The sequence below is a fragment of the Mycolicibacterium frederiksbergense genome, assembly GCF_012223425.1.
GTDB classification, from domain to species: domain Bacteria; phylum Actinomycetota; class Actinomycetes; order Mycobacteriales; family Mycobacteriaceae; genus Mycobacterium; species Mycobacterium frederiksbergense.
On record NZ_CP038799.1, the window covers coordinates 2,504,524 to 2,526,227 of the forward strand.

At 64.9% G+C, this 21,704-nt stretch carries 22 protein-coding genes; 13 read left to right on the plus strand and 9 right to left on the minus strand.

Annotated elements, in window-relative coordinates; translation table 11 throughout:
- Positions 1-109: 109 nt before the first annotated feature.
- From EXE63_RS14960 to EXE63_RS32965, 4 genes are all read left to right on the plus strand, one after another.
- Complete coding sequence (locus tag EXE63_RS14960) at positions 110-475, plus strand: BlaI/MecI/CopY family transcriptional regulator (protein WP_168142577.1); 366 nt, start codon at positions 110-112, stop codon at positions 473-475.
- Entirely contained in the window at positions 472-1,392 is a 921-nt protein-coding gene (locus EXE63_RS14965; RefSeq protein ID WP_168142578.1) for a M56 family metallopeptidase, read from the plus strand. Before EXE63_RS14960 ends, EXE63_RS14965 begins: the two co-directional genes overlap by 4 nt.
- Before the next feature lie 481 nt (positions 1,393-1,873).
- On the plus strand, positions 1,874-2,452 hold the full coding sequence (locus tag EXE63_RS14970) for a response regulator transcription factor (protein ID WP_234904504.1): 579 nt from the start codon (positions 1,874-1,876) through the stop codon (positions 2,450-2,452).
- Positions 2,449-2,571, plus strand: a complete 123-nt coding sequence (locus EXE63_RS32965) for a winged helix-turn-helix domain-containing protein (protein WP_234904505.1) — start codon at positions 2,449-2,451, stop codon at positions 2,569-2,571. Before EXE63_RS14970 ends, EXE63_RS32965 begins: the two co-directional genes overlap by 4 nt.
- Positions 2,572-2,601: 30 nt before the next feature.
- Here the strand turns inward: EXE63_RS32965 and ripB are convergent, their stop codons facing one another.
- The 5 genes from ripB to EXE63_RS14995 form a co-directional block, all read right to left on the minus strand.
- The gene (gene ripB / locus EXE63_RS14975; RefSeq protein ID WP_168142579.1) at positions 2,602-3,372 is read right to left on the minus strand and encodes an NlpC/P60 family peptidoglycan endopeptidase RipB; all 771 of its coding nucleotides are present in this window, start codon (positions 3,370-3,372) and stop codon (positions 2,602-2,604) included.
- 518 nt (positions 3,373-3,890) lie between these two features.
- Positions 3,891-5,114: a L,D-transpeptidase gene (locus EXE63_RS14980; protein WP_168142580.1), complete on the minus strand. Its 1,224-nt coding sequence runs from the start codon at positions 5,112-5,114 to the stop codon at positions 3,891-3,893.
- A 342-nt stretch (positions 5,115-5,456) separates the two neighbouring features.
- Entirely contained in the window at positions 5,457-6,422 is a 966-nt protein-coding gene (locus tag EXE63_RS14985) for a sterol desaturase family protein (protein WP_168142581.1), read from the minus strand.
- Positions 6,423-6,470: 48 nt separating this feature from the next.
- Complete coding sequence (locus EXE63_RS14990; protein WP_168142582.1) at positions 6,471-7,241, minus strand: helix-turn-helix domain-containing protein; 771 nt, start codon at positions 7,239-7,241, stop codon at positions 6,471-6,473.
- Positions 7,242-7,753: 512 nt separating this feature from the next.
- Complete coding sequence (locus EXE63_RS14995; protein ID WP_168145596.1) at positions 7,754-8,563, minus strand: alpha/beta fold hydrolase; 810 nt, start codon at positions 8,561-8,563, stop codon at positions 7,754-7,756.
- A gap of 155 nt (positions 8,564-8,718) precedes the next feature.
- On the opposite strand from EXE63_RS14995, the gene EXE63_RS15000 reads away from it, so the two are divergent.
- The 6 genes from EXE63_RS15000 (at position 8,719) to EXE63_RS15025 (ending at position 15,106) form a co-directional block, all read left to right on the plus strand.
- Positions 8,719-8,931 (plus strand): heavy-metal-associated domain-containing protein, encoded by a 213-nt coding sequence (locus tag EXE63_RS15000; RefSeq protein WP_168142583.1) that lies wholly within the window; start codon positions 8,719-8,721, stop codon positions 8,929-8,931.
- Positions 8,928-9,899, plus strand: coding sequence for a DUF8832 domain-containing protein (locus tag EXE63_RS15005; protein ID WP_168142584.1), 972 nt, complete (start codon positions 8,928-8,930; stop codon positions 9,897-9,899). Before EXE63_RS15000 ends, EXE63_RS15005 begins: the two co-directional genes overlap by 4 nt.
- Before the next feature lie 41 nt (positions 9,900-9,940).
- The gene (locus tag EXE63_RS15010) at positions 9,941-12,214 is read left to right on the plus strand and encodes a heavy metal translocating P-type ATPase (RefSeq protein ID WP_168142585.1); all 2,274 of its coding nucleotides are present in this window, start codon (positions 9,941-9,943) and stop codon (positions 12,212-12,214) included.
- 39 nt (positions 12,215-12,253) lie between these two features.
- Complete coding sequence (locus EXE63_RS15015; RefSeq protein WP_168142586.1) at positions 12,254-12,529, plus strand: YHS domain-containing protein; 276 nt, start codon at positions 12,254-12,256, stop codon at positions 12,527-12,529.
- Positions 12,530-12,612: 83 nt separating this feature from the next.
- Positions 12,613-12,942: a metal-sensitive transcriptional regulator gene (locus tag EXE63_RS15020; RefSeq protein WP_168142587.1), complete on the plus strand. Its 330-nt coding sequence runs from the start codon at positions 12,613-12,615 to the stop codon at positions 12,940-12,942.
- Positions 12,943-13,039: 97 nt separating this feature from the next.
- Entirely contained in the window at positions 13,040-15,106 is a 2,067-nt protein-coding gene (locus tag EXE63_RS15025) for a heavy metal translocating P-type ATPase (RefSeq protein ID WP_168142588.1), read from the plus strand.
- A 314-nt stretch (positions 15,107-15,420) separates the two neighbouring features.
- Here the strand turns inward: EXE63_RS15025 and EXE63_RS15030 are convergent, their stop codons facing one another.
- The 4 genes from EXE63_RS15030 to EXE63_RS15045 all read right to left on the minus strand — a co-directional run bounded on the left by EXE63_RS15030 (position 15,421) and on the right by EXE63_RS15045 (position 19,082).
- Entirely contained in the window at positions 15,421-16,314 is an 894-nt protein-coding gene (locus tag EXE63_RS15030; protein WP_168142589.1) for a hypothetical protein, read from the minus strand.
- Between the two features lie 132 nt (positions 16,315-16,446).
- Entirely contained in the window at positions 16,447-17,817 is a 1,371-nt protein-coding gene (locus EXE63_RS15035) for a hypothetical protein (RefSeq protein ID WP_168142590.1), read from the minus strand.
- Positions 17,814-18,245 (minus strand): hypothetical protein, encoded by a 432-nt coding sequence (locus EXE63_RS15040; protein WP_066834644.1) that lies wholly within the window; start codon positions 18,243-18,245, stop codon positions 17,814-17,816. The genes EXE63_RS15035 and EXE63_RS15040 overlap by 4 nt, the downstream gene beginning before the upstream one ends.
- 123 nt (positions 18,246-18,368) lie before the next feature.
- Positions 18,369-19,082, minus strand: coding sequence for a YcnI family copper-binding membrane protein (locus EXE63_RS15045; RefSeq protein ID WP_168142591.1), 714 nt, complete (start codon positions 19,080-19,082; stop codon positions 18,369-18,371).
- A gap of 422 nt (positions 19,083-19,504) precedes the next feature.
- Here EXE63_RS15045 and EXE63_RS15050 point away from each other — a divergent pair, with 422 nt between their 5' ends.
- From EXE63_RS15050 to lpqS, 3 genes are all read left to right on the plus strand, one after another.
- Positions 19,505-19,876 carry a BlaI/MecI/CopY family transcriptional regulator gene (locus EXE63_RS15050; protein ID WP_066834631.1) on the plus strand — a complete coding sequence of 124 codons (372 nt, stop codon included), beginning with the start codon at positions 19,505-19,507 and terminating at the stop codon, positions 19,874-19,876.
- Positions 19,877-20,499: 623 nt separating this feature from the next.
- Positions 20,500-20,793: a hypothetical protein gene (locus EXE63_RS32970; RefSeq protein ID WP_234904507.1), complete on the plus strand. Its 294-nt coding sequence runs from the start codon at positions 20,500-20,502 to the stop codon at positions 20,791-20,793.
- A gap of 522 nt (positions 20,794-21,315) precedes the next feature.
- Entirely contained in the window at positions 21,316-21,672 is a 357-nt protein-coding gene (gene lpqS, locus EXE63_RS15060; protein ID WP_168142592.1) for a putative copper homeostasis (lipo)protein LpqS, read from the plus strand.
- Positions 21,673-21,704 lie beyond the last annotated feature (32 nt).

The window sequence follows — 21,704 nt, forward strand, 5'->3', positions numbered from 1 at the left end:
CGCGGCGAGGTCCCCGGCATCTGGGCTGTTGGCGGCTACATTAGGAGGCTGCAGGGTGCCGCGCTGTGCGAATCGGCCACCTCGTCAGAGCGGGCAGGAGTTGCGGCGGATGGAACAGCGAGGATTCGGCGATCTCGAAGCGGTGGTCATGGACTGGGTGTGGGATCACGAGGAGCCGGTCACAGTGCGTGACGTATTTGAGGACCTGTCCCAGCAGCGACCCATTGCGTACACCACCGTGTTGTCGACCATGGACAACCTGTATCGCAAGCGGTGGCTCAAACGGCAGCGCAACGGCAAGGCCTATGTGTACCGGGCGGCGATGAGTCGTGAGGAGCGCTCAGCGCGTCTGATGAAAGCCGCATTCGACTCCGGCGGCGACACCAACACTGTGCTGGCATTCTTCCTTGAGCAGATGAATACAGAGCAGTCGGCGCAACTGAAGGCGGCGCTGCGAAAGGGGCGGCGATCATGACGACGGCTCTGTGGCTGGTGTTCTACGGCGCAGCGCTGGCGTGGCTTGCTCCACCGGTACTGCGGCGCCTCACTCGTGGCGGGGTGAGCCCGTCCATGGGTGTCGCCGCCTGGCTGGCCACCATTGCCGCCGCGCTAGCGGCGTGGCTGGCCGCAGTGGTGCTGGTGGTCACCGCGACGTCGAACAGCATCCTCGACGGCTCGGTGGTGACCCTGTGCCTGGAACTGTTCGGATTCTCCGATCACACGCCGCTGGCGGGACGCCTCGGTTCCATTGCCCTGATCGGCGGGGGACTACTGACATCGGCGGTCGTGGCGCTGCGACTAGGCCGCTGCCTGTCCAGACTGCGCACCCGAAGCCACGAGCACGCCCATGCCGCGCGGATCGTCGGTCGGCCCACCGACCATCCCCACGTCGTTGTCGTGGAGGCCGACCTTCCCGCCGCCTACTGTGTCATCGGCCGCCCCCATGCGATCGTCGTCACCTCGGCGGCCGTGAAATCGTTGAACCGAGCGCAGATGAAAGCGGTTCTCGCGCACGAGGATGCCCACCTTTCAGGGCATCATCACCACATTCTCATGGTGCTGCGTGCCCTCGCCGCCACCCTTCCTCAGCTTCCCTTGTTCGCCTGCGCACATCAGGCTGTGGCGGAGCTGCTGGAGATGTGCGCGGACGATACCGCCGCTCGTCGCGTCGGCACTCGTCCGTTGCTCACGGGGCTGCTTGCGTTGGCCGGTCACCGACCTCCTGTGGCCGAAGGTCTGGCCGCGGCGGCAACGGCGGTCATCACCCGCGCTGAGCGACTGGTCACCCCGACGCGTCGGCACGTGCGGTGGCGTCACCGCGCTCTCCTGGTTGCCGCCATCGCCACCATGCTCGCCACTCCGGCGTTCATCCAGGTGCTCTGCCACCACTAGGTGCCACCTAGCTCTGATCCGGGTTCGGGACGGCCAATGCGCACCTGGGGCGGACGAGGACCCTTTGGCGGTCGGTATTGGCCCACCCAGCAATCCTTCCTTGACTGCCTGACGCCTGAGTCCACTCGCAAATTATCTACGTAGTCAAACCGTAGATGACCAGTGCAAAGCGCGGTGGCGCCGAGGTCGAATGATTGCACGTACAGGCGTCGGCATAAGCGGTATTGCAACGCTCTCGGGCGAATGCGGTGACCGCACAACGGCCGTTGATCACGCGAACCGGCGCTGAACTTGCCACTCGGCGCGTTATCTACGTAGCAACTACGTAGATGACGGTAGGCTGTCTCGTGGGCGGCGCAGCGAGGAATGCGCGAGCGCGCGCTTGTTTTCTCGAACGGCTAAGGAGAGTGCCACGACGATCGAGTCGCACCGTCTTGTCGCTGGTTCCGTACCTCCAGCGGCGGCCGCCGGCCGCATCCGTGTGCTCCTGGTGGAGCCTCGACGCATCTATGCGACCACCGTGGCGCGACACCTACTCGCCGGCGATTTCGCCGTGGAGGTGGCCTACTCGCCAGGTGCTGCACTCACAGGACTGCGCGAGCGTGATCCCGATGTGGTCGTGGTGTGCGTCGGCACTCAGGGGCTGGGCAAGGCCATGCTCGACCGCATCCGTCAGGAAACTCAGGTCGGCGTGGTTGCTCTCAGCGACGGCGATGTCATCCCGCTGCTCCTTACTGCCGGGGTCGTCTCCGTGGATGACATCGAGGCGCTGAACGTGCGAATTCGGCTGGCGCTGAGGCATTGCCGTGTCGACGGCGAACCACGCGGCGGCGGTGGCGGCGACGAGACGCATCGCCGTGAGATCGGAGATCTCCATATTGATGTGGCCGCGCGTCGAGTGTTCCTCCGCGGCGAGCCGTTGCTGCTCACCCGCACAGAGTTTGAGGTTCTCTGCACGCTGGCGGAGAGTCCGGGTGAACCGGTGACGTGGCGTCAATTGCAGCTGATCCTGAGGGGGATGCGTCTGCCGGTGGCCGGTCCACTCTGGGGGTGCATGTGAGTAATCTTCGGCGCAAGCTGGGTGACGATCCGCACTCACCGCGGTATCTCCGTACGGTGCGCGGGACTGGCTACTGCCTCACAGCCGAAGTGGAGCAGCAAGTGCCTGGTGCGTCTTAGCGATCCAACTGGTCCGCTTGCGGCGAGCAGTCAGCTTTCGATGATGCGAACGACGTAAGGCGTCATCCCCGAGGTGCGCACTGGCGAGATTTTGATCGGGACGCCGGTCTGCTGCGCCTCGAGCATCTGCCCGCCGCCCAAATAGATAGCTTCGTGCTGACTCCCACCCGGACCCCAGAACAGCAGATCGCCTCGCTTCGCTTGGGTGGGCGGCACCTTGCGGCCGGCGTCGTACTGGTCACCGGACCATCGCGGGAGCAGCACTCCGACGCCGGCGAAGGCGAACCGTGTCAGGCCCGAACAGTCAAAGCCCACGGTGCCTGCTCCCTGGTCGACGCCGCGGCTGGGACCGGTGAGGCTTCCGCCACCCCAGGAGTAGGGAACGCCGATTTGTGTTCCCGCCCTGCGAATCACGTACTCGATCGCTTGCGCACCATTCGCCCGATTTCCGCGCACGCTCGTCGACGGATCCGCGGCGGGATTGACGATTCCCAGGCTGCTGAGGAAGCTGCGACCCATGTTCATGGCCGTCTGCGTCGCCATGGCCGTTGCCTGAAGGGACGCGTTCGCGATGGCAACCGGATCGCCGGGAGCGCCCGCGCTCGGCATCTTCGGGAGCAGTGGGTCCCACGGGCCGGCGGCAGGTTGGGCAGACGCGACCGGTGCGCACGCAAGGAAAAGCAGGACGACGATGGCGATCGCACCGGGGAGCCGTCGAACGCGTCCCGCTACAAGGATTGCGGGGTCGCAGCGGTGAGCGCGGGCAGTTGCCGCATCCTTGCTCCGGACGTGTGATCCCATGTCTTCTCCTCGGTGCGCCGCGCGGTGAGCTATCTCACGCACCAATAGCGGGGCTGAATCGCTTGCGTACGGCGCTGCACCAAAATACGTAGCTCCTACGTAGAAGATCGTAACTCACAAAAGCCCCACCAGTAACAGCAGTCACATAATTACAATAGTGAAATTCGCTGCGGCAGTGCGGTTTCAAATGCGGCAAGTACTGGACTAAAACCGTTTCACGGTCGGGAAGACGCGCGTGAATAGCGCGCGGATGAGAACAACTTGTGCGACTTCTCGGAGGAGGAGGCACTATGGGACGTCGCCGGGGGCAACAATTCTGCCCGAGCGGTCATGTGAAGCCTCGTCGGCGGTAGCGCGCGCCTTCGGTCATCGGGGAGTCGATGCGCTCCAGCCACGCCAACAACCGCCCGTACGGCAACGGCGTCCCAGGAAGGAACCCAAATGCACTGCGGAGTAATCGGTTTCAGCTTCGGCGGGCAGTGGAGCATTGTCGGCTCGGTGTCAAGCACTTCCGATGCTCAGAGGTTGGCGTTTCCGGCCTTCCATTGCCCCCAGGGGATGTTCCAGTCTCCGAGACCGTCGGTTCCTGACAGGGTGGAGCCGATCGTGTTGATGACTTCCACGATGTCGCCGCGTCGGGTGTTGTCGTAGAACCAGCGGGCGTTGGCTGGATTGACGTTGAGGCATCCGTGGCTGACGTTGGCGATGCCTTGGCTACCCACCGACCATGGGGCAGAGTGCACGTAGATGCCGCTGTATGACATTTGCGTGGCCCATTCGACTTCGGTGCGGTACCCGTCGGGTGAGTTGACGGGGACTCCGTAGGTGGAGGAATCCATCACCAGAAATGAGTAGCGGTCGCCGATGATGTAGGCGCCGTTGTCGGTAGGCGTTTTGGCTTTGCCCATGGAGATGGGCATGGTTTTGACGACTTCGCCGTTGCGCCGCACGGTCATTGTCTTGGTGGCGTCATCGGCTGTGGCGATGATTTGGTCGCCGATTGTGAAGCGCGTGGTGACGTCATCCTGGCCGAAGAGCCCGTCGCCGAAGTCGACACCGTAAGCCTTGACTGACACCTCAACCTTTGTTCCGGGCTCCCAGTACTCGGCGGGGCGCCAGCGGACTTCACGATTGCTGAGCCAGTAGAAGGCGCCCTCAACCGGTGGTTTCGTGGTCACGGTGATCGCCTGCTGCGCCGCAACGCGGTTCGTGATGTTCTCGTCAAAGCGAATCGCAATGGGTTGACCCACGCCCACCGTTTCGCCGTCATTGGGCAAGACGTAGGGCATCGTCAGGTTTTCGGGGGAATGGGTTTCGAATGTTGCGCTGGTGCTTGTCGTTCCGCCAAGCCCTTGTGCGTGGGCCTGCAGGGTGTACTGCTTGTTGTAGCCCAGCGGCTCCGCCGATGACCATGTAACGCCGTCGGGGCTCAGCTGTCCGTCGACAAGTTCGCCCGCCTCGTCGGTCAGCGACACTTGGCCGAGAACACCGTCGCCGGCGGTAACGGTCACGGGGGTATCGACAGCGACGCCGATGGCATCATCAGTTACGGACGCTTCCAGTTTCGGTACGAGCAAGTCTGCGTAGGGCGTGCCCTTGTCGGTGATGACGTCGGGCGTGGGCGCCGCCGTCGGAGACGAGGTGCAGGCGGTCGCGATCAGCAGCACCGCCACCGCGAGGGCGGTCGTGCGCAGCCAGTGCGTCGTCGCTCGAAACGCTGCGGGGCAGCCTGTCTGCGGCATGAGTGGGGCTCTCCGTATCGGGTTGTCGTCATCGGCTAACGGGCGGGGCACCGGCCTGGTGCGTCGGGAGGGCCGGTCGCGGGCGACGGTGCACCGTTCACGGGTATGCCTTCGAGTGTGCTCATGAGTCGTTTGGCTTTCTTAGTCCTTCGATGAAGATTCGATAAAGGCGGCACTGAGAGCTGGCTCCTTGGGCTTGCGGAACCGCGAATTCGGGGGCCGCGTCCGTCTGTTGATCCCAGCTGAAAGTGGTGGGGCGTCTGTCGTTGCCGTGGACCGCGGCGAGGACGGCGGCCGCCTGGTCGAGCCGCGCTGCTTCCGTGAATGCGTGGGGCCAGAGGGCTACAGACGGGCTGAGCCTTGGTCGGATGGCGGTATCGGCGCGTTGCCGTCGGCCGTCGTGGTCGTGGACTTGAGGCTGCAGCCGCCGGCTTGGGTGAACGGGTAGATCATCTGCCGTAGATAGCTGTTGGGGTAGTCGGGTTTGGCGGCCATGCCGAGCTGGGTGGAGTCGAATCGCCGGGTGGGGTCGTAGGAGTAGGTGCGCATCAGGTGGTCCCACATCAGGGTGAACAGGCCGAAGTTGACGTCGCCGATGCCGGCCCATTTGAGGTGGTGGAAGCGGTGGCCTTCGTTGAGGGCCAGGACGTACTTGGCGGCGCCGATGCGGTAGTCGGCGTTGGAGTGCTGCAGCAGCAGCTGGATTGCCACCGCCAGCGCCAGTACGGAGGCCACGTCGACGGGCAGTCCGATCAGGATCAGCGGTGCGACACCGGCGGCCATCTCAACGGTTTGGTGCAGGGGGTGTTTCATCAGGCCGTTGAGCCCGTAGAACCGGGTGATGCTGTGGTGCACCGCGTGAAAACGCCACAGCACGCCGATCTTGTGGCTGGCCAGATGTACGACGGTGATGCCGAGGTCCGCGACCAGGATCGCGGCGAGGACCTGTGCGATGAATGGCCAGCTGTGTGGCCACAGCTGGGGTGCGGGCACCATCGCGGCCAGCAGCGGGATGGCGGCCACGCTGGCCAGGATGAGGGTTTCGTTGACTGCGACGTGGATGCGGTCGCGCGTGCTGTCGGCGCGGTCACGGTTCCACGTGGCGTCATACGGAATGACTCGCTCCACCAGGAACGTCGTTGCGATCGCGACGACCAGGATGGCCAGCAGCCAGTACTTCGGGGCGCCGGCGGTGGTGAAGGCGATGCCGGCGCCGTTGAGGCCGATCAACATGACCGGCACGTAGCCGTAGCGGGCTACCGCCTGGGCCGCGGTAGCCGCCGTCGATGTCGGAGAAGTCGCGCTCATGCAGTGAATCGTCGCGGTCACCGATGCGGCGGCGCTTGAATGATCCGGCTAAAGGACGGCTTCGAGGTCCCAGGACACGTGCCGGCTCAGGACCGAGGGCGGCAGGCCGAACATTTCGCGGGTGGTGCGGGTCAGGTGAGCACTATCGGCGAATCCCGCACCGTGCGCGGCGCCGGTCAGGTCATCACCGGCCTGCACCCGCATGACCGCGAGCCGCAACCGCGACCACAGCACGTAGCGGCGTAGCGGGATGCCGACCTGATTAGTGAATAGATGCGTCAACCTGCTCATCGACAGGCCTACTTGGGCAGCGAGATCTGTACCGCTGACGGGGCCTGCCGCCACAAGGTAGGGCAGGAGGCGCAGCGCGTCATCAACGGCGGGATGGCGTGTGGTCGCTTCGTCTGCGGTCAGGACGGGTGCGAGGTGCTCGACCAGCTCGTCCACCACGGCGGCCAGCGAGCGTCGATGCATCGGCGTCAACACCGGAGCAACAATCCACCCAGAACGGACCGCGCGCAGATGTGCCGACCGCCCCGGCACGGACTCCGGTTCTAAGAACACCACCGTGCCCTCCTGCGCGCCGACCTCGATTCGGTGTGGCGCATCGGCGGGCACGACCACCTTCGTGCCGCGATGCCCGTTGCCGTGCTCGTCACGCACCGTGAACGGTGTCGTGGCCGTCATGATTTGGACGGCGTGGTGGGCGTGTACATCAGTGGTACCGATCGATCCGGTGAACGCCAACACCCCCGGGCGCAGCAGCGCGGCCCCGCCCCAGCGCGGCGCACCGGTGGTATTACCGCTAGCCCGCGTCATCGCCACGATGCTAACGATGGCCGGATTGCCGCGTTAACAACAATGACAGGGCGATGAGTCGGTCGTCGGGGGATGGTCCGCCAGCGGCGCACTGGGCCCGCGCCATGGATTGATGTCGGCTCCCGTCCCGCACTGTTCTGCGCTGAACTCGACCCGCTGCTCGCACTGTCGACGTACTTCAGCGCTCAATAACAGCGGTGGGCGAGTAACAACTAAGAGTTCGCACATTGTGCGGGGATACCCCTGAGGGGTACTTTGCGGTTGTATCCGTGGCGGGTACCTCGTCGACTGGGAAGGCCTATCGCTCGTGACGGCACAAGAGAAATTCCGGCGACTCATCGAGAGTTCAACCACGCGGTCGATCGCCAAGTGCATCACCCTGTGCACGTTTAGCCAAATCACCGGCGGGCGCCGCCCCATCAAGGCCGATAGGGGCAAATCCTGCTGCAGCTGACGACTGTGGACTGCGGCCACCTCGGTGTCCCTGAGGAGCTGCGCCACTAGTTGATGGCCTAAATGTCCCGGTTCAACGTGGTGGCGAGGAACTGTTCGATTGCCGGGGCGCAAGCGCGCGCCAGGTCGTCAGCGTTGATGAGCAGGTCGGACATTGTGGCCTCGGCGAGTAGTCCGCACGGAAGGACGTCGGCGAGGGTGCGCGCGAGTTGCGTGGGGTGACGTGGGTCATCGCCGGCGATGATGAGCGTCGGAGTGTTGATGCGCCGGAGTTCCTCGACTGTGACGAAGGCGCGGTCATGGCCGATTGCCGCTGCGGCAGCGGCGCTTTGGGCGTCAGCGCGAGGCATGGCCTCGGTGACGAGGTTGGCTATGAGCGGTTGAAGATGAGGAACAAACAGCTCCCAGGCGGCCGGTAAACCGCGGGAGCGGGCGCGGTCGGCGAAACGGGCCATCAGCTCTGCGTCTGCGGCCTTGTCGTCGTCGTCCTCGATAGCTTCAGCACTGATGATGACCGCGGACCGGGCGATCTTTGGGTGTTGGAGGCATGTCCGTAAGGCGATCGTGCCGCCGAGGCCGGCGCCGACGAGGTGGGTGGACGTGGCGTCGAGCGCGTGCATGATCGCGATCGTGTCGGTGACGTACTGATCCCAGCGGTGCAGCGTCGGATCGGGGCATCGCGATGCTCCATATCCTCGAATATCGGGCAGCGCAACGCGGTACCGGCGAGCAAGGCGGGTGGCGAGCGGCCTCATGCTGTAGTGATCGGGCCCACCGCCGTGCAGCATGATGATCAGCTCTCCGCGGCCGATGACCTCGCCCATGAGCGGCCAGCCGTCATCCCCGAGGTGCAACGTTCGCATCACCATCTGTCGCTCCCTTCGTTGGGAATGCTTCGACCAGCGTCGACGCGGCATCGGCAGAGCCCGAAGAACCCACCCTTGCAACATACCCTCTAGGGGTATATGTTGATGTACGCATACCCGGTAGGGGTATTTCCCGGAACGAAGATGGGAGTTCGGTCATGAGCACGACCAAGTACGCCGTTTCAGGAATGACCTGCGGGCACTGCGAGCTGTCAGTGCGGGAGGAAGTCAGCGAGGTCGCCGGTGTTCAAGACGTCGAGGTCAGCGCCACGACGGGCACTTTGATCGTCACTTCCAGCGGTCCCGTCGATGACGCCCAGATCCTGCGTGCGGTCGACGAGGCCGGCTATTCGGCGGTGCGGGTCGCATGAACGCCGCGGGACGGTTGGCCGCTTTCGGCGCCGGACTGGCGGTGGCGTTCACGGCTGCGTACGTCACCGCCGCGGCGGTCGTCCCCGACACCGCGGTGACGGCTACTCAGCACGTTGGCGCTGATCCCGCGGCTGATCACAGCGCGCCGACCGAGCAGGCGTCGCCGGTATCTCCTCTGTCCGCTGATCCGCCGGGGTTGTCGCTCGCCCAAGACGGATACGCGCTCAGCGCGGTACGGGCACCCGGAGCCCCCAACGACCCGGCCACCTTGAGCTTCACCATTGCTGGTCCCAGCGGCACACCGCTGCTGGACTACGCCATGGCGCACGACAAGCAGCTGCATCTCATCATCGTCCGCTCCGATGGTCAGCACTTCGCGCACGTACACCCAGTCCTGGATCAGACAACCGGTATGTGGTCGACGCCCTGGACGTGGAAGGCCGCCGGAACCTACCGGGTGTTCGCGGACTTCCAGCCCGCCCAGGCCAGCAGCCCCAAACTCACGCTCACCCGCACGGTTGACGTGGCCGGCGAGGTGGCCCCGGCGCCCGCACTGACGACACGCACCTCCGATGAGATTGCCGGCTACACCGTCGAACTCGACGGTGCGCTCACCGCGGACGTCTCGAAGCAGCTCACAGCGACGGTCACCCGCGACGGCGAGCCAGTGACGACACTGCAGCCCTACCTGGGGGCATACGGGCACCTCGTCGCGCTGCGTGAAGGTGACCTGGCATATCTGCACGTGCACCCAGAGGGCGCTGAGCCGGTGGGGGACCGCACCGGCGGCCCTGCGGTGTCGTTCGCAGCGACCGCACCCAACGCCGGTCGCTACCTGCTCTACCTCGACTTCAAGGTCGACGACACCGTGCACACCGCCACGTTCGTCGTCGACGCCGCACGCGACAACACCAATCAGCCCGCGCCAGAACCCTCGCGCGACGCCGGCCATGCCGGCGGGCACTGACAACCTCCGTCCACCAAGAAAACTGAAAGACAGAGGCACACATGACGACATCGACACCCGTGTCCGGCCCGAGCATTGAATTACGCATCGGAGGAATGACCTGCGCCTCCTGCGCCAACCGCATCGAACGCAAGCTCAACAAGATCGACGGCGTCGCGGCAACAGTCAACTACGCGACCGAGAAGGCCACCGTCACGGTGCCTGACGGATACGATCCCACGCAGCTGATCGCCGAGGTGGAAAACGCCGGATACAGCGCCGCGCTACCCACACCGGAGAAGCCCACCCCGACTGGGGAGACAGGCGAAACCGACGACCCCGACATGGTGTCCCTGCGCCACCGGCTGACCGGTTCGGTACTGCTATCGGTGCCCGTCATCGCGATGGCGATGATCCCCACACTGCAGTTCACCTACTGGCAGTGGGCATCGCTGGCGCTGGCTGCGCCGGTGATCGTCTGGGCGGCGTGGCCGTTTCACCGCGCCGCCTGGGCCAACCTGCGCCACGCCACGGCGACGATGGACACGCTCATCTCCCTGGGCACCTTGTCGGCCTTCCTGTGGTCGCTGTACGCGCTGTTCCTCGGGACCGCCGGCACCCCAGGAATGAAGCATCCGTTCGAACTGACACTCGCACCGTCTCACGGCGCCGCCAACATCTACCTCGAAGTCGCCGCTGGAGTAACGACATTCATCCTTGCCGGGCGCTACTTCGAAAAACGGTCCAAACGGCAGGCCGGTGCGGCGCTGCGGGCGCTGTTGGAGATGGGCGCCAAGGAGGTGTCCGTTCTGCGCGACGGCGCGGAAACGAAGATCGCCGTCGAGGACCTGATAGTGGGCGACGAGTTTGTCGTGCGCCCGGGAGAGAAGATCGCCACCGACGGGGTAGTGGTATCGGGGACTTCGGCGGTTGATGCCTCGATGCTGACCGGCGAATCGGTCCCCGTGGAGGTCGGTCCAGGTGACACCGTGGTCGGTGCGACCGTCAACGCCGGCGGGCGGCTGGTGGTGCGCGCCGCCCGCGTCGGTTCCGACACCCAGTTGGCGCAGATGGCCCAACTGGTGGAGAACGCTCAAACGGGCAAGGCCCAGGTCCAGCGTCTGGCCGATCGGATCTCCGGCGTCTTCGTGCCGATCGTGCTCGCGATCGCGGTGATCACACTCGGCGCATGGCTGGGCGCGGGTTTCCCGGTCGCGGCCGCCTTCACCGCCGCAGTGGCGGTCCTGGTCATCGCCTGCCCCTGTGCGCTCGGTTTGGCCACGCCGACGGCACTGCTGCTGGGCACCGGTCGCGGCGCGCAGATGGGCGTGTTGATCAAGGGCCCGGAGGTGCTGGAGTCCACCCGCAAGGTCGACACCGTGGTGCTGGACAAGACCGGCACCGTCACCACCGGCAAGATGACCCTGGTCGACGTCATCACCTCGCCGGGAACCGAACGCGTGGACCTGCTCCGGCTGGCCGGCGCATTGGAGAACGCCTCGGAGCACCCGATCGCCCAGGCCATCGCCATGGCCGCCACCGAAGAAGTCGGGACGTTACCCACCCCTGAGGATTTCGCCAATGTCGAAGGCAAGGGTGTGCAGGGTGTCGTCGACGGCCACGCTGTCGTCGTCGGACGCGAATCACTGCTCGCCGACTGGGCCCAACACCTGAGCCCCGAGTTGGTGCAGGCGAAAGACGCGGCCGAAGGGCAGGGCAAGACGGTGGTCGCTGCCGGCTGGGACGGCCAGGCTCGCGGCGTACTCGTCGTCGCGGATACCGTGAAACCGACCAGTGCTCAAGCGATCTCACAGATGCGTGAGCTTGGTCTGACGCCTGTGCTGCTCACCGGGGACAACGAAGCCGTCGCCCGCCAGATCGCCGCCGAGGTCGGCATCGACACCGTGATCGCCGAAGTCATGCCCAAAGACAAAGTCGACGTCATCGCCCGGCTGCAATCCGAGGGCAAGACCGTGGCGATGGTCGGCGATGGCGTCAATGACGCGCCCGCCCTCGCCCAAGCCGACCTCGGCCTGGCCATGGGCACCGGAACCGACGTGGCGATCGAAGCCTCCGACATCACCTTGGTGCGCGGCGACCTGCGCAGCGCCGTCGACGCGATCCGGCTGTCTCGCAGAACATTATCGACGATTAAGACGAATCTGTTCTGGGCGTTCGCCTATAACGTCGCCGCCGTACCGGTTGCTGCACTGGGCATGCTCAACCCGATGCTCGCCGGCGCGGCCATGGCGTTCTCCAGCGTCTTAGTCGTGGGCAACAGCCTCCGACTGCGCGGCTTCAAATCCACATCCACATCCTCTGCCCCTACCCACTGAACGCCTTCTTCACGACCCCTACTGCACTAAGGAGAACCCATGTCCGACAACAAGAACCTGACGTCGAGCTGCTGCTGCAGCGGCCCAACACAAGACCTCGACACGACGATCATCAATCCTGGGACCACGAACCTCCTCGACCCCGCAACGGACGAGGCGACATGCCCGGTGATGCCCGGCACGGCAGTAGACAAGGCGGCCGCCGAAGCCGCGGGGCTGTTCCGCGACTACCTAGGCCGACGGTACTGGTTCTGCTGCAAGGGATGTGGACCGCAGTTCGACCGTGACCCCGACAAGTACGCCAGCGCGGCGTGACTGACATCCCACACGCCGACCGCCGAGCGCCCCGCGGAGGCGCCCCGCGGAGGCGCCCCCGCTCACAGTACGAAGGATCTGCCATGACTCAAGTTGACGACGCTGACCACTGCCCGGCATCGGGTTCGGTCCACCACGGCTACATCACCGATAAGGACAAGTACCTCAAACGCTTGAAACGCATTGAAGGCCAAGCCCGCGGCATCAGCCGGATGATCGCGGAAGAACGCTATTGCATCGACATCCTCACCCAAGCTGACGCACTGACCAAAGCCCTGCAAAGCGTCGCGCTAGCGCTGCTCGACGACCATCTCCGACACTGCGTACGAGACGCTGCTGCCGCCGGGGGACCAGCCGCCGACGCCAAACTCACCGAAGCATCCGAAGCCATCGCCCGACTCGTGCGGTCATGACCTACACCGACGGTGCACCGACGCGGCCGCCTGGGATCGTCGCCGCTGCACACCTGCGAGCGAACAGACACGTGAGACTCCTCAAGGAGAGCACAACATGACTAACCACGACGAGCACGCCATTCACGACACCAACGTCCATCACGACAACCATGCTGACCACGGGGGTCATGCCGGCCACGGCACCGATCATGTTGCTGTGTTCCGGAAGCTGTTCTGGATCAACCTGATCATCGCGATCCCGGTCATCGCGTTCTCGACCATGTTCGCCATGCTGCTCGGCTACGCAGTGCCCGACGTCCCCGGCGCCCGCTGGATCGCGCCACTGCTGGGCACGGTGATGTACGTCGTCGGCGGTCGCCCCTTCCTCACCGGCGCCGTCAGCGAAATCCGTTCCCGCAAACCCGGAATGATGCTGCTCATCGGGCTGGCCATTACCGTCGCATTCTTCGCCTCCTGGGGCGCGAGCCTGGGTTTACTCCACCACGAACTGGAGTTCTGGTGGGAACTCGCGCTGCTGATCGTCATCATGCTGCTCGGCCACTGGGTCGAGATGCGCTCCCTGGCTCAGACCACCTCCGCACTGGACTCCCTGGCCGCCCTGCTTCCCGACGAGGCCGAGAAGGTCGACGGAGACCGCATCATCACCGTCTCACCCGCCGACCTGCAGGTGGGGGATCTGGTGGTTGTGCGACCCGGTGGCAGCGTCCCCGCCGACGGCAAAATCGTTGACGGACGCGCGGACATGGACGAGTCGATGGTGACCGGTGAATCGCGGCCGGTGAACCGCAGCGTCGGAGATGCGGTGACAGCCGGAACTGTCGCCACAGATTCCGGGCTGCGGGTCGAAATTACCGCCACCGGCGACGACACCGCCCTAGCGGGAATTCAGCGCCTGGTCACCGAAGCCCAGAACTCGTCCTCGCGAGCCCAACGCCTCGCCGATCGCGCGGCGGGATGGCTGTTTTGGTTTGCCCTAGGGACCGCCGCCATCACTGCCGCGGCATGGTCGATCGTCGGAGACCCCGACGCCTCCGTCATAAGAGCCATTACCGTGCTCGTCATCGCCTGCCCCCATGCGTTGGGGTTGGCCATACCACTTGTCGTCTCGATCGCCACCGAACGCGCCGCGCGGGGGGGCGTGCTGATCAAGGATCGCCTCGCCCTAGAAGGTATGCGCACTGTCGACGCCGTGCTCTTCGACAAGACCGGCACCCTGACCAAGGGCGAACCAACCGTGACCGCGATCGAGGTCCGCGGCGACCTCGACGACGACACCGTGCTCGCCCTCGCCGCTGCCGCCGAGGCCGACAGTGAACACCCCCTGGCACGGGCGATCGTGAAAGCCGCCGAGGAGCGGGGACTGACTGTGCCACGCGCGAAGGGTTTCTCGTCCTCTCCCGCCGTCGGGGTGACTGCCACGGTCGACGGGCACGAGATCCGCGTGGGCGGCCCCCGCCTGCTCGAAGAGATCGGCGCGCAAGAGGTTCACGCGGCGACCTCGTGGCGCGACGAGGGCGCGATCATTCTGCACGTCATCCGCGACGGTGCTGTGGTCGGCGGGCTGCGCCTGGCCGACGAGATCCGCCCCGAGTCGCGCGACGCCGTCGATGCGTTGCACAAGCTCGGCATAGAGGTGGTCATGATCACCGGTGACGCCGAAGCCGTCGCGCTGGCGGTAGGTCACGAACTGGGCATCGACCGGGTGTTCGCCGGAGTACGCCCGGAAGACAAGGCGTCGAAAGTTGCTGCGCTGCAACAGGAGGGCAAGAAGGTCGCGATGGTCGGCGATGGCGTCAACGATGCCCCAGCGTTGGCACAGGCTGACGTCGGCATCGCGATCGGCGCCGGCACAGATGTTGCCATCGCCTCTGCCGGCGTGATCCTGGCCAGCTCCGACCCGCGCTCGGTGCTGTCGGTCATCGAACTGTCGCGCGCCAGCTACCGGAAAATGAAGCAGAACCTCTGGTGGGGCGCCGGCTACAACCTCATCGCAGTGCCGTTGGCCGCCGGTGTGCTCGCACCGATTGGATTCGTCTTACCGATGTCGGTCGGCGCCATCCTCATGTCACTGTCGACGATCGTCGTAGCGCTCAACGCGCAACTGTTGCGCCGCCTTGACCTGACGCCCGAGGCAAGTACCCGCGCCGTCCTCAACCGCTAGGAACCGTCGACCGTGTGCAGGTATCCCGGCGCAGCTGTCCAGTGCGTCGGATCGGCCGAGATCGTGGATTACGACGACGCCGACGCGCGAAGGGCATTCCACGCGCGGTGGTTCTCCGTCGCATCCTTCCCGCCGAGGAGCGCATCGTCGCTCAGCGTGCTCAGCTGCGCTTTATCGTCTCCCCGGCCGAGGCGATTGCTATCCACCTACGGCATCGGCATGTCGGCCCTCGCCACCGTGCGGCATCCGGGCGGGGCCATCGGCCGCGAGACTTGACGGGCGGCAACTACGAGACCGAGGCGCGCGATTGGCTGCTACGCGGGCCCGCGCCAATGCACGTGGTCATGGTCTCGGTGGTCGTCTAGCGGCTCTGCCGCAGGAAGCGGTTCGTTGATTGGTACCGGCGTGGCCACATCAGGGGCACTGCTCGGGGCGGGCGCAGGTAATTCAGCCGGGTGGGCAGCAGGCGGGGGAGAAGCCGGCTCCGGATCGTGACCGTGATGGGCGTCGCCGTGTTCTACGCCCGTCCCGTGATCGTTGCCTCCTGTTTTTCCAGGAGGCGCTGCAGGGTCGGGCTCAGGATGATTGTGATGGTCCTCGGCTTGTCCCGCATCAGTCCTGTGGTGATCGGCCACCGCTTCCGCACCTGCTGGCGCGTGGTGGCCATGGCGCAGACCAGATGCAGCACCCACGGTGGACGCCAGCGTAACGACCCCGATCGCGCCGAGGAGCACCATGGCGCTGCCGAAGGCCGGCAACGGTTCTCCTTGCAGGCCGCGATACCAGACCCATCCGGCGCCCATCACGACATAAATCTGAAGCAACAGCGCGCATAAGTCCGCGGCTTGCACCAGTTCGGCTTCACCTGCGTGGGGGCCGAACGGCGCACCAGCGGTTCTCGACACGGACCAGAGACCGATGACCGCGAGGTTGACCATGATGCCGAGGGCCAGCACCGGGTTGGTGGTTCGGGCGAGAACCAGGCGCGCCCAGCAGAGTTGGAAAGCCGCGAGGGATGCGAAGAACAAGCCTGCCGGCATCCACTCCTGCCAGTGGGTGGGTACGACGGCGAAGTGGATAACAGAAGCGCCCAACGAGGCGAGCGCGGCGAGCCGACCGGCGAGCCTGCTGTCGGTCTTCCTCGCTGTCCTGGGGGCCACGGAACCATGATGACAGCGCCACCTCCGACAGCGGTTGCCAGACACCACATCTCAATCCGACCGAGACCCGTTCGTCATAACCTACTGACTTGCTACGTAGATGACATCGATACTCTGCCACGAGCTGACGCCCGAGGCGAGCACCCGCGCGGTCCTTGATCGCTGACAAGCAGGCTCGGGTCAGGCCCCGAACAGGAGGTACAGGCCCGCAAACGTATAGCCGACCATTGTCAGCATCATCGCGAGCTGGCCGGTCAATTGATGGCCAACGGGCAAGACCCGTAATGCTTTATCGTGCGCGGCTATGACAGCCAGCATATGTCCGATGACAACGGAGGCGACCTTGATGGTCCACAGCAACGTCGGGTTCAGAGAGAGGACGTACTGCACGTCGGCGGCGTCAAGGCCGAGTAGGTGCCAGCCCCTGTCGAGCGGGTCGGCGAGCCGCACGATGGTTTCCTGACCACGCTCCACGAGGTACGAGAGGTAGTGCGCGAAAATGTAGCCCACGACTATGGGAATGAGGCTATGAGCGAGTAGGGCCGGCAGCTGCCGGCGTTGCTCGCGACTCACACCGGCGGTTGCGCGAGCCGCGGCCGAGAAGGTCACTCCGACTGCGAGTACGAAAAGTAGGAGCCCGAGGGATCGCAGTACCGTGCCGCCCGCGGAGGGGCCGACGAGAGGGATGCCGGCGGCGTTGCGAGTGACGAAGTTACTGAAGACGGAGGACTGAGAGAAGCTGTCGAACGCGGTGGATCCGAGCAGCACCGCCATGACCGCTACGGTGCCTGGCCGCACCGGCATGGTCGGCAGATGATCGAGCGGATTCCCGAGAACGATGCGTCCTGTCGTGCGGTTCCTCCTGAAAGGTGCCAGCCGCGAGACTGTCACGCTGTAGACCTCGAACGGATCAGCTCGGGCGAACCACGTAGTTCCGAAAAGTGCTGCGCCAACCAGCATTGTGACGGCGTAGAGGAGTATCCAGATCTTGATCGCCGTCAGTGAGCCAGGATCGGAACTCGCTAGTTCCAGCCATACGAACGCGAAGAGGCCAATGACACCCGGCCAGTACCCCCAGCCCGGCCGGTACAGCATACGCCCCTCTTCGGGGGCCGCGCCGCGCCGCCCAATGTGCAAGAGTCGCCACACGGTGCGCACGGGCGAGATCACGCGCCAAATTGGGCCTAATACAACCGATATGGCGACCAGGCCGACCCACAGCAGCACGTAGAACACGCCCGGTAGGGCGTTGTCACTGCCCTGGGGTCCCCAGATCGCGGCGATGGCCACCCAAACGGTGAACATTGCGGCGGCAATCGCGGCGATCCATCGGACAGCGGGGGAGTCGACGACTGCAGACACCCACTGCGGCAACTCTCGTCCGGGCTTCGCTGGGTCAAACCGCGGCGTCCGCCACGCCACGGCCACGATGGCGAAGGTCGCCGCCAACGCCCATGCGGCTCCAATCAGCGCGTAGGACAATGGCACTGGGAGATCGGTCGATCCGCCTACGCCGTGCGCCAGGAACGCTTCAGCGGCTTCGCGCGTCAAGGCCGGACTTCGATGGTGACGACGGTGACGTGCAAGTCGTGCAATTCCACTGCGACTCGCCCGGGGATGTTGACAGTGAACTCGAAGCGCTGATCTGGAGTGGCTGCAACGTCGAACACGTTCTCGGGCACCGAATGCACGTGCAGGCTGTCGACTGCGTCGCTGCTCACCTTGAGCACGATCGGCTGCCCAGCGACAGCTTGGGCCTCTGCATTGGTGGGTGTCACCGCGCCGCCGTCGATTGAGATGTCGATGACCGTGCCGGCTTCAGCGCTTGCCGAAGGGGTGCTGCCAGGGGCTTGAGGGGAGGCCGAAGGCGCGGCGGAGGAGGAGCTCGTCGACGGCGGCGGTGAGCCACACCCCGCGACCATGGCGACGGCCGCGCCCATGGTCACGCTGACTTTCAAGAAAACACTGCGAGTACTCATCGATGGTCTGTCCTTGCGAATGGCCGGGGTAGATGAAGCGTTCACGCTCGTAGCAGTTCGACGCCAACCGGGCTCTACCGCAGTGGCAGAGCACAGCTGGGAGTGACGGTCTTCGGCAGGTCTTTACTCAGCGACCGCTGAGCGCTCGGGGGGCGCCGCAGCGCCCAGCGAGCCGGTGTCAGCGGACCGGCGAGCCCGGTCGATCGCGAAAATGCCCAGGGCGACGGCGATCACCGCGAAACCCAGTGCAGTCCAGGCGATCACAGATGTCATAGCGCTCCCGCCGCCAGGGGCAGTGTCCGTACTCGCCCCGAGTGTCACTGTCGGCACGGGGAACTCCGGGTCACTGCCTTCGGGTACTGGTTCAGTCCAAGCGTCGGTGGTGCCATCAGCGAAGGTCTGAAAGGTTGGCAGGGAGAGAGTTTCGACATCCGGCAGCGGGCCCGCTTCGAGGACGAAGTCATCGAACTGGCCGGGCATGAGCCCCGGACCGACCGCGTTCCACGTCACCGAACTCACCACCTCATCGACTGCCGTGCCGTCGTCCCTGTAGATCGTCGGATTCGTCTTCTTCTTCTGTATATCGAGTTGCCAGCCCGCAACCGGCTGCGGCCGCACGGTGCGGATCTGGATATCGTCAGGAATTCGCACTTCCACCTTGGTGGTAGGCGGGTTATCTGACTCTGCGGGAACCCGCAGCGTGATCAGCCCGGTCTCCCCGGGCTCCCCGCCCTCAATGTATGCACCTACATGGGCGGTCGCCGAGGGGCTCACAAGCAGTGCCACCACTGCACTCACCATGAGAACTCCGACGATGCGCAGCAGAATCTTCAGCACCGGCCACCTCCGTCTGTGTGAATTGCAATCTTCGAATAGGCATCGAGAGCGTTTGGCTCAGTTTGGAATTGCTTCCGCGGGAAGGGCCGGTGATCACGCCACACAGTCCCTCCGTACGCAATCTGCTATAGCCTCCCGGATGCGCTCTCGCACCCACCTCAACGAGGCATAGCCTACGGGGTCAGTCCGTAGATGGGTGTAGCTGGGCCTCGGCGGGTCGCCGCTCACGGAGTTCGCGAGGTGCACAAACGTGAACCGGCCGAGGCAGTGGTTTCACGTCCGTTGCGAGTGACGTCTCCTGACCTCACCATCCCCAGCGGGACGTGCGTGTCACCAACGCTGAACCATGATGAGAGCTACATTGTCCCCAACCAAGCAGTCGAAGAACGCGGTGAACAGGCCGTGTCAAAGGAGAGCACGACATGCTGCAGCGAGGTTTCGGTGACCTGGAAGCGGTCATCATGGACCTCATCTGGAACTACGAAGATCCAGTGACGGTGCGTCGGATCTTCGACGAACTCTCCGCCGACCGGCAGATCGCCTACACCACCGTGATGTCGACGATGGACAACCTCTATCGCAAAAAATGGCTGAGCCGTGAACGCAGCGGCAAAGCGTACTCGTACCGTGCCGTGATGAGCCGCGAGGAGCGTTCCGCTCGACTGATGCGGGCTGCCTTCGAGACCGGCGGTGACACGAACGCAGTATTGGCCTTCTTCGTCGAGCAGATGAGCGCCGAAGAATCTGCACAGCTGCGCTCAGCATTGCGCCGTGGTGGGAACCGGCGCCGATGACGACCGGTTTATGGCTCATGCTCTACGGCACCGCGCTGGCCTGGACGGCACCATCGCTACTCGGACGGCTCACCAAGACAGGCCTCAGTCCGCAGATGGGAGTGGCAGCGTGGCTGACCGCGATAGCCACGACGGGTGATCGCTTGGGTCATTGCCCTGGTGCTCATCGGCGTTGCGGCACTCGACGGTCTGCGAAACTCTTCGACAGTCGCCCTGTGTCTTGAGCTGTTCGGTCTCTCCGAGCACGGGGGACTGCCCGGCCTGATCGGTTCCATCGCAGTGACCGTCGTCGGCAGCGCGGTGTCCGTCATCTTTCTTCTGAGAACCGGACGATCGGTCGCGCGGCTCAGGTCGCGTAGTCGCGAACACGCTAGCGCAGTCATGCTGGTCGGCCGGCCGACAACCTGCCCAGGTGTTGTGGTGGTCGACGCCCCCAGGCCGGCGGCTTACTGCGTGTCGGGGCGCCCCCCGCCATTGTGGTGACCAGTGCCGCCTGGTCGGCGTTGGGCTAGTCAGAGCTGGCGGCCGTCTTGGCGCATGAGCAGGCACATATAGCGGGTCGCCACCATCAATTGCTGATCATGCTGCGAGCAGCGGCGACGGCCCTACCGCGGGTACCCGTGATGAAGCAGAGCGCACCCGCTATTGCTGAACTGCTGGAGATGTGTGCTGACGATGCCGCCGCACGACGGCACGGGGTGAACTCGCTGCTGGGCGGCATACTCGCGATGGCGGACACCCACCCAGTGCCCGCAGAAGGCTTGGCGGCGGCCGGCACCGCCACCGCAGCGCGAGCGATGCGGTTGGCCGAGCCCACGAGCAGCCGCGCCCAATGGACTCAGCGGGCGGCACTGGGACTGGCAATGACCTCGATGCTGGGTACGCCTGGCCTGATCGAACTGCTGTGTCACCACTGAGCGATCACGATAAGTATTTGCCAGGAACGTGCGCTCTTCGACGAACAGCTGACGAGACGTCACTCAGCACACCGATCGCGCCGCGCCCTCAATAGCGGTTGCGTCGGCACCCCGCGCTTGTGATGCCTGTCACAATTCCGCCTTGCCGGGGGTCGCTCCGCCGCCTGCCGGTGTAGGCGGGAGGTGGTTCAGCTGTCCGACGCAGTCCTGGAACTAATGAGTCTTGATTCATGTAAGCCCCAGCCGACCTACGGAGCAAAACCGTAGATGAGCAGCACGAACGTCTGCCTCAAGAACATAACGATTCTTCAAAGGCGTTCGTAAGTAAGACTTCTCAGGGGTCATTCGTCTTGACCGGCCACCAGCTGCGATCGAACAAACACGCGGTTGTCGCGGCGCGATCACAACATGGCGTCGAACCGACGGGTCACTCAATGGCGCAACATCCGCTGCTACAGTCGGGTCATTGTGAGGTACAACGACGCCCCCACTGCGCGACGGCACGCCGTCGTAGCGTTACTGGTGGCGCTCATAGTCCTGGCAGCCGGCACAGGATGGAAGCTCACCGAGCACAGCCCTGCGGCGCATCACGGCCCGCACGCACTGTCATCCGGTATCTTTGTCGACTTTGCTGCCGCCGACGAGCACCCCCACGCGCAGGACGGCTCAGCGCCCACGGCACCCGATGCCTTCGCCGAAGCCGCCCTTCCACGCACGGCGACGCTGCTGATTGCTATCGGCCTCGTCGCCATCATCGGCGCCGCATTCTCATGGCGATCGACGGGCGCGTCAGTCGTTATCCGAGGCCCCCCGAGATGGGGCAGATACGTCATCGCCGGACAGAAGCTGCTGCTTCGGCTCTGCATCGCGCGCCGCTGACGAGGAAGCGCCAGACTCGCGTCGCTGAGACG

Coding starts and splice junctions, on each gene's coding strand:
- EXE63_RS14960 (WP_168142577.1), top strand. CDS start 110: ATGGAACAGCGAGGATTCGGCGATCTCGAAGCGGTGGTCATGGACTGG.
- EXE63_RS14965 (WP_168142578.1), top strand. CDS start 472: ATGACGACGGCTCTGTGGCTGGTGTTCTACGGCGCAGCGCTGGCGTGG.
- ripB (WP_168142579.1), bottom strand. CDS start 3,372: ATGGGATCACACGTCCGGAGCAAGGATGCGGCAACTGCCCGCGCTCAC.
- EXE63_RS14980 (WP_168142580.1), bottom strand. CDS start 5,114: ATGCCGCAGACAGGCTGCCCCGCAGCGTTTCGAGCGACGACGCACTGG.
- EXE63_RS14985 (WP_168142581.1), bottom strand. CDS start 6,422: ATGAGCGCGACTTCTCCGACATCGACGGCGGCTACCGCGGCCCAGGCG.
- EXE63_RS14990 (WP_168142582.1), bottom strand. CDS start 7,241: ATGACGCGGGCTAGCGGTAATACCACCGGTGCGCCGCGCTGGGGCGGG.
- EXE63_RS14995 (WP_168145596.1), bottom strand. CDS start 8,563: ATGGTGATGCGAACGTTGCACCTCGGGGATGACGGCTGGCCGCTCATG.
- EXE63_RS15000 (WP_168142583.1), top strand. CDS start 8,719: ATGAGCACGACCAAGTACGCCGTTTCAGGAATGACCTGCGGGCACTGC.
- EXE63_RS15005 (WP_168142584.1), top strand. CDS start 8,928: ATGAACGCCGCGGGACGGTTGGCCGCTTTCGGCGCCGGACTGGCGGTG.
- EXE63_RS15010 (WP_168142585.1), top strand. CDS start 9,941: ATGACGACATCGACACCCGTGTCCGGCCCGAGCATTGAATTACGCATC.
- EXE63_RS15015 (WP_168142586.1), top strand. CDS start 12,254: ATGTCCGACAACAAGAACCTGACGTCGAGCTGCTGCTGCAGCGGCCCA.
- EXE63_RS15020 (WP_168142587.1), top strand. CDS start 12,613: ATGACTCAAGTTGACGACGCTGACCACTGCCCGGCATCGGGTTCGGTC.
- EXE63_RS15025 (WP_168142588.1), top strand. CDS start 13,040: ATGACTAACCACGACGAGCACGCCATTCACGACACCAACGTCCATCAC.
- EXE63_RS15040 (WP_066834644.1), bottom strand. CDS start 18,245: ATGAGTACTCGCAGTGTTTTCTTGAAAGTCAGCGTGACCATGGGCGCG.
- EXE63_RS15050 (WP_066834631.1), top strand. CDS start 19,505: ATGCTGCAGCGAGGTTTCGGTGACCTGGAAGCGGTCATCATGGACCTC.
- EXE63_RS32970 (WP_234904507.1), top strand. CDS start 20,500: ATGAAGCAGAGCGCACCCGCTATTGCTGAACTGCTGGAGATGTGTGCT.